Raw genomic sequence first — 6,461 nt, 5'->3', positions numbered from 1 at the left:
GTAAAACATAAAATGTCATATTACCTCCTTTATTAATAATTAATTGTGATTAAAAAGGCAGAGTTCTACAACTCTGCCTTAGATTCAAAGATGTTATGTGTTTATGACAATTTATCCAGCTCTTCTCCTTTGTTTTCAATGAAATCTTTAAGGTAGGATTTCAGAAGGTCTAGGAATGCTATCTTATCGTTTTTAAGCAGCCAAAGCATATAACGGTAGGTAGGAACTCTTACTTTTCCGGTTGCTTCCGTTTCGGTAGGTTCGGTTAATAATACTTCAAAAGGATTATTGTTTTCATCACGGAGATAACTCCAGGTTTCTTTGTAGATTACCCATTCCGGTGTCGGTAAGGCAATCTTGAATTCTTCACCATTTACTTTATCTCTAAGAACCTGTTCATAGGTAAAATTGATAAATTCCTGTTTTGATTTGGCATCAATATCCAATACGCGGATAAATCTGTCAAAATGGGGAAGCTTGGGATGCTCGGGTAATGGTAATTCTGCAAGATTTAAATCTGTGTTGGAGATTTGGTCAATAATTTGTTGAATATTTGATGGAATGCTTAAATGATTGTTCATAATGTTAATTTTTAAAATTTATAGGCGGATAATATGGTAAATGAAGCTGTTTTCGGGTGGTTCTCCCATAAGGAAACCCTTTTAAGTGCTTTAATTCTGACTTTTTCGCTGTTGCTGCTGATAGCTGTACTATTAACAAGAATATTATTCCCTGCTGTGATGGCTACACTGATCAAATTAGCATTTTTAACAATAGTACATTTATTAAGAGTATCGGGTGAGGTTGAGATCATGCTTGGAGAAATATAATTGGATAATGCTCCGTCGTTATGTCTCATACTGATCCCATATTGTATACTATTGGTTAATGAATTTATTGTGTCGGCACAAATACCAAAACTGGAGAAGTCACGATCTGTATAGGTCATTCCCAATTCAATAACAAAATTGTCTTGAAAAGTCAGTTCAGATCCTCCTATAATAATAGGAGATGAAAGTGCTGCTGTAGCAATATTTCCACTTCCTATTCCTGCCATTTCATTAAATTCTGTATTATCAGCATTTTTCAGGTTTTGTCCCATGGTAATGCTTGTATTGGATGTTACAATAGTTGGATTAATTTTATCACTGTAATTCACCGTATCCCATGTGTTCGATGATAGATCTGCTGTTAGGATGTTAGAAGCGATAACGAAAGTCATAGGGGTAGTATAAGATGCTACACCATTCCATAATCTGATTTTATAACTTGTTTCGGCAAGATTTTTAAAATTATACCAGAATATAAGGGAGGTTCCTACACTTTGTATCTGCACCTGAGAGTTAGGCACAACAGCAACTACAGTGGTTCCTGTACTATCCATGATTTCAACAGAAAAACTAGTAGAGGGCATGTTTAGATTCGCTCCGACTAAGGTGATATATTGAGGAGCATCTAATTTTCTGACAACAGATGGATTGATTAAACCAACGCTCATCGTATTAGTCGTCCATCCACCATTCATAGCAGTTTTCCAGGCTGTCCTTTCGGCTTCTGTGAGGGTGGAAGGAAGGCTTAAAAAAGGCTGCTTTCCATTCGTTTTTCCGATTCTGCCGGAAGAATTCTGAGACAGAAAGGTATTAAATGTAGAGTCACTGGATACATCTGATAATCCTGTAATGGAATAATAAAGTCCGGATGTATTCAAAGTCCAGTTGGCACCTAAGGTAAGCCCGGCTCCATCTACTGATGTAAGTGATGAATTGGCAATATTCTTTCCTAAATCTCCTGCTGGTAGCTTAGCTATATTACCATTATCATCCATTCCGATGATTTTTGGATAATCCTGTGCATTTCCGTCGGTAGAAGGGATCTCCAGTTTCTGATCTAGTTTTTCTTTTGTACTGATATTGTACTCTGCCTGAGAATTGAAGCCTGCGGAAACTAAGGAAGGATCCGAAATGGAAATATGATTATCTGCTAATTCGAGGGGAATTGTCCCATCTACAACAGCATGGGTTTTCAGGTCGCCGGTTTCATCAATAGCGTAGTCTGTGTAAGTAGCAGAACCTATTTCTGCTACCTGGTAAATGACATTTTTTTCTCTTTTTCCGATAGGAGGTAATTCATTTACTCTTATGATTTTTCCTGTAATGGGCATATTGTGTTATTTTATCTAAGGTTAGTTAATTGTTTGTGTTTTACAGCCAATCTCCGGAAATAATACTTTCTCCTGAAGTGGAATCCTGTACCCCAAGCAGATTCTCATTTTTCTCAAAATTGAATCTGTCCTTTGTGATTACATCAGACGGCACTTCAAATTCTTCAGGATCCTCTTCTGTAAATGGCAAAGCATGAGCAACTTTTAACCCTATACTTTCTGCCTGAAGGATATTAAGAGAAGTAGGAAGTCTTGTAATCCAAGGTTTACCTTGCTTTTCTCCCTGAGGTTGCTTCAATTCATCCACAATAGATAAGTAAAGCACATCTCCGATAACAGGGACTTCACCTCCATTCCAGATTTTGCCTGTGGCAAGATAGAACTGTACTGCATCTTCAAAACCGGGACGTACAGTTACAATAACTCTTGCCATTCCACTTTGTAAAAATGCTTTAAAGGTCGGATCGGTATCTTCGGCTAAATAAAGGTCTACCCAGTTGAACTTATTCCCCCAATAAAAAGGATATAGATAATAAGAAAGGTTTTCCCACTCGAATGCCTGCTCCATGAATTTGACAAAAGCAGTGTATTTGTCTAGTTTTTCATTTAAAGTAGTTTCATAGTCTGTAAATGTAGTTCCTTGTGTTAAACCTGCTAATCCATAGCCGTGTGTAGAGCCATTTGATCTGTCGGATATATAAGAAATACAGTTTTTACGTAAGATGGTGTTCTCAATCTGTCTGTAATAATTTGGATTAGACCCTTTGATCTCAACAGCTTTGTTTTGTTCTTCAGCAAGTTTATTTTCATACTCTAGCAATGCTTCTTCATAAGCACTGATTATAGCATTAAAAGTTTTCTGCATCCATTGTTTTTTTGCATCCATAGATAGCGCACAATCAATAGAAACAACAGCCTCAAATGAGTAAAATCTATCAGTGGAAATTCCTACTCCTAGCTCGCCCGTGTATCCGCTGAAATTATTGTTTTGATTCTGAAAAGTTCCTGCAGAGCTGTTTATAATTGCGTGGATATCACCAATGTTTACATTTAACAATGAACTGCCATTTTCCAGATATTGTTTGCCTCCACCTTTTATACTGTAAGATTTTGAAATATATCCTTCAGGTATAGTGATTGTTTCTTGTAGCCCGATAGCACTTGTAGTATGTCCTGTAGACCCTATATCCCCTACTTTATCTTTACCATAAGCAAATGCTTTTGATAGCTTCACGGTTTCACTCGGAATGTTTTCTATTTCTACATTGTACTTACCTACCCAATATCTAAGAATAGATTCATCTTGTAAAGCATCAGAATCAGCCATGGTTAATGTAAGAGCTTTTCGTGGGTCTTCCGGTTTAGTCAGTAAATCTTTAGTTAAATCAAGCCCTAAAGAATACAGCTTAGAAGGTTCGGGAATCATAAACTCAAACATCATACGTTTACCATAATTATAGATTTGATTCTTCATCAGTTTATCTACCCATCTGTAAACACCTACGACATGCTGATCACCTTTTCTGTTATCAAAACCATGAGAATTGTTTTCTTCAAATTCTTCAATGATTTTTTCAATTCTTTCTTCATGTACTTTGGTGACAATTCTATCCATAGCTCTGGAAGTAATATCCTGAGATTGTGTCATGGCTTGTCTTGTACTCTCTTCTTTAGATTTATGATTGGCATATCCAGAGCCTAGTCCTGTGCTAACTCCCCACTTATTTCCTCCATAATGGGCGTTTGCGCTAAACTGGGTATTATTATCAGATGCTTCTTGCATTATTTTAGCAATTTCAGACTGCATTTCATAACGATTGGCAGTTGTGGTGTCTGTAAGCTGCTCTCTTTCAGTGTCAGTAGAAGTTGTAGTGGTATTTTCACTCTTTCTTAATCTTCTCGTAGACTTTTCACGGTACTCCCTGGCCATTATATTTTCAATATTTGACACTTCTCCTTCTACATAAGCATGAGTGCTTTGTTCCACTTTAAGATAATCAGCTATACCAACCTGTTTGAATCCGAACCCTGAAGGAATGAAATTGTTTTCTCCATCGGGAATAGTAGGATTACTTCCATCCTGGGCGATTAATTCAAAGCTGGAAGAGACACAAGTTCTTGCCGTAATTCCTGAAATTGATACGGCAGCTTCGTTACCATTAGTGAATGCTATTTTTATTTCCAGACTTGAGTTTTCAATTGTATAAAAGTCAACACCGTCATTTAGTAAATCATTTAAATAAATCGTATTTCCTGATTTGGATTTCACATAATAGGAATTTGAGATTTGAGTTCCGCTATTTGAAGTTAAAATATAAGAGACCGCAGCAATATCCCATGTTGTATCCGGAATATTTAACGCTAAGTCTAGGCTAAAAGCCTTAACAAACTTTGGACAGATCTGATAAGTGAATGGAACGACCGTTGTTTTGGCAACAGGTACAATCACACCACCGATACTTGTGTATACCTGACTATTGCTTTCGGTATTTTCTACAATGATTGTATTGTTTTTCTCTACAGATTCCTCGATTAATGAATTGATTTCCTTGAAAGTATCCTTACCTCCCATTAGAGACTCCATCTGTATAACATCACTTTGAGAAGGTCTTTCCGGGACAAATTCGTTATAGAATTTGAAGCCTAAAACATCAAGAAGCGTTACTAAATTGTCAGTTTTTAGGCTGGTGATTAAAGATTCACTACTCACCTCAGGACTGAAGTAAAAGTCAAATTTAGGTAATTCTGGATAGGGAACATATTTAGGCTGCTGGCATGGATCCTCAGGGTTGTATTCCACACCGGGTTCTCTCACGCTGCAGTATTCATTTTTGGCTGCTTCCAGCTCTTCGTTATACTTAGCGAGTATAGGAGCTATCTCTTTCTGGTAAGCCTCTTCCTGAGATTTATAATGAGTCTGATAGTCTTTATTGTATTGTTTTTCAATAGCAACCATATCTTTCTTTAAAGCCTCAATGTGTCCAAGCCTCATTTTAGCAGCAGAAACGGCTTGCTGCTTCTTCATTCCTTCAGTAGGAAATGAGTCTTTTAGGCTTGCTTTAGCTGCCACTTTGGAAACTACTGAAGAAGATGAGGAATTGATATCATCATCAATCATCATTTCTTTTGGAAGAACTATTCTTGCTCCCAGTACAATTTTTGCTTCTTCTTCATTCGAAGTCGGGCTTTCAAGAACGTGTAAGGCGAAAATAACCTGCATTAGTGTTTCCTTGATATAGAAGTCCTTCTGTGTAACTACCTGATAAATGAAGTTATTCCATACCATGAGGATTTCAGGTTTATAACCTGTAAGTGCAGCATTTTTCTTTTCCACCAGTTCTTCATAGGAACAGGTACTTTTATTTCTGGCTAGCCATGTTGCGAAATTATAAATTACATTATAGGCTCTTTTGAAACCTGCAAGAGTATTATTGGAGTTTTCTTTTGAGATACATTCAGCTAAAACTGCATATTCAGCTGCTTTAGTTCTTAAGACTTCTTGTTTGGAGCTGGTTGCTTCAGCTGCTGGTTTATAAAATTTGTCATCAGATGTAAGCCCGCTTGGAATTACGACAAACCGGTTGTTTTGTTCCGTATCATCAGTTAATTCAGGACTTCTTAAGCTTACGAATCTGAAAAGTGTTTGTGTTGGGGTGTTTTCAATAGGTTGAGCCCCGTTTTCAATTTCGGCCATTTTTTGTAAATTTGTTTGGTTTTATTAAAGGTTGAAATTTGCAGTCTCTTTTTAGGAGAGGATCTTCAGGTTTTGGCCTTATTTTTTTAGGTGGTTTCCGGCAAAGGATATCCACCTCACTTTTTAATAGCGAGTTTCATTTTTTGTCATTTAAAGGTTAGGTTTAGATAAAGTTCCGTCTGTCCAACATTATGAATGCTGAGATACAATGAGTTTTTAAGATTGGTTTAGTGTTTTATTTTATAGCTCAAAACTAATGTTGAACAGCGACAGAACTTGACGTGTTTAAAAAAAATCAGAAAGTTTCTTCTTCAGAAATATCATTTTCAAAATCTTCTCGGAAGAAGCTTTCGATATCATTAAGATAATTGTCATAGTCCATTTCGGTATCTTTCCAGTTAATGGTATAAATATCAATATCTGAATCTTTAGTTATAGTATCATCTGAAGTTTCCATATTTTGTGTTTTTAGGTTCATGATGGGATATATTTCGGGCTGTTCAGCACCTGTACATAAGGGTGAATTCAATAGTGTTTTTTAATTATTAAGGTTGTTTTTGTGCTTTTGTTTATACTCCAAAGATAGAAGTGAGAGGCGACAAAACT

The 6,461-nt window shown here is 36.5% G+C and carries 4 protein-coding genes; all 4 read right to left on the bottom strand.

What is annotated here, in order from left to right:
- Window positions 1-101: 101 nt before the first annotated feature.
- Entirely contained in the window at window positions 102-581 is a 480-nt protein-coding gene (locus Q0A18_RS13920; RefSeq protein ID WP_292010760.1) for a hypothetical protein, read from the bottom strand.
- 11 nt (window positions 582-592) lie between these two features.
- The gene (locus Q0A18_RS13915) at window positions 593-2,161 is read right to left on the bottom strand and encodes a hypothetical protein (RefSeq protein WP_292010759.1); all 1,569 of its coding nucleotides are present in this window, start codon (window positions 2,159-2,161) and stop codon (window positions 593-595) included.
- A 40-nt stretch (window positions 2,162-2,201) separates the two neighbouring features.
- Window positions 2,202-5,855 carry a hypothetical protein gene (locus tag Q0A18_RS13910; protein WP_292010758.1) on the bottom strand — a complete coding sequence of 1,218 codons (3,654 nt, stop codon included), beginning with the start codon at window positions 5,853-5,855 and terminating at the stop codon, window positions 2,202-2,204.
- 295 nt (window positions 5,856-6,150) lie between these two features.
- On the bottom strand, window positions 6,151-6,384 hold the full coding sequence (locus Q0A18_RS13905; RefSeq protein ID WP_292010757.1) for a hypothetical protein: 234 nt from the start codon (window positions 6,382-6,384) through the stop codon (window positions 6,151-6,153).
- Between the last annotated feature and the right edge of the window lie 77 nt (window positions 6,385-6,461).

The organism is Chryseobacterium sp., assembly GCF_022712095.1.
Classification (GTDB): Bacteria; Bacteroidota; Bacteroidia; order Flavobacteriales; family Weeksellaceae; genus Chryseobacterium.
Note: the sequence above shows the minus strand (reverse complement) of the source record. Positions and strands in the feature narration are given on the sequence as shown.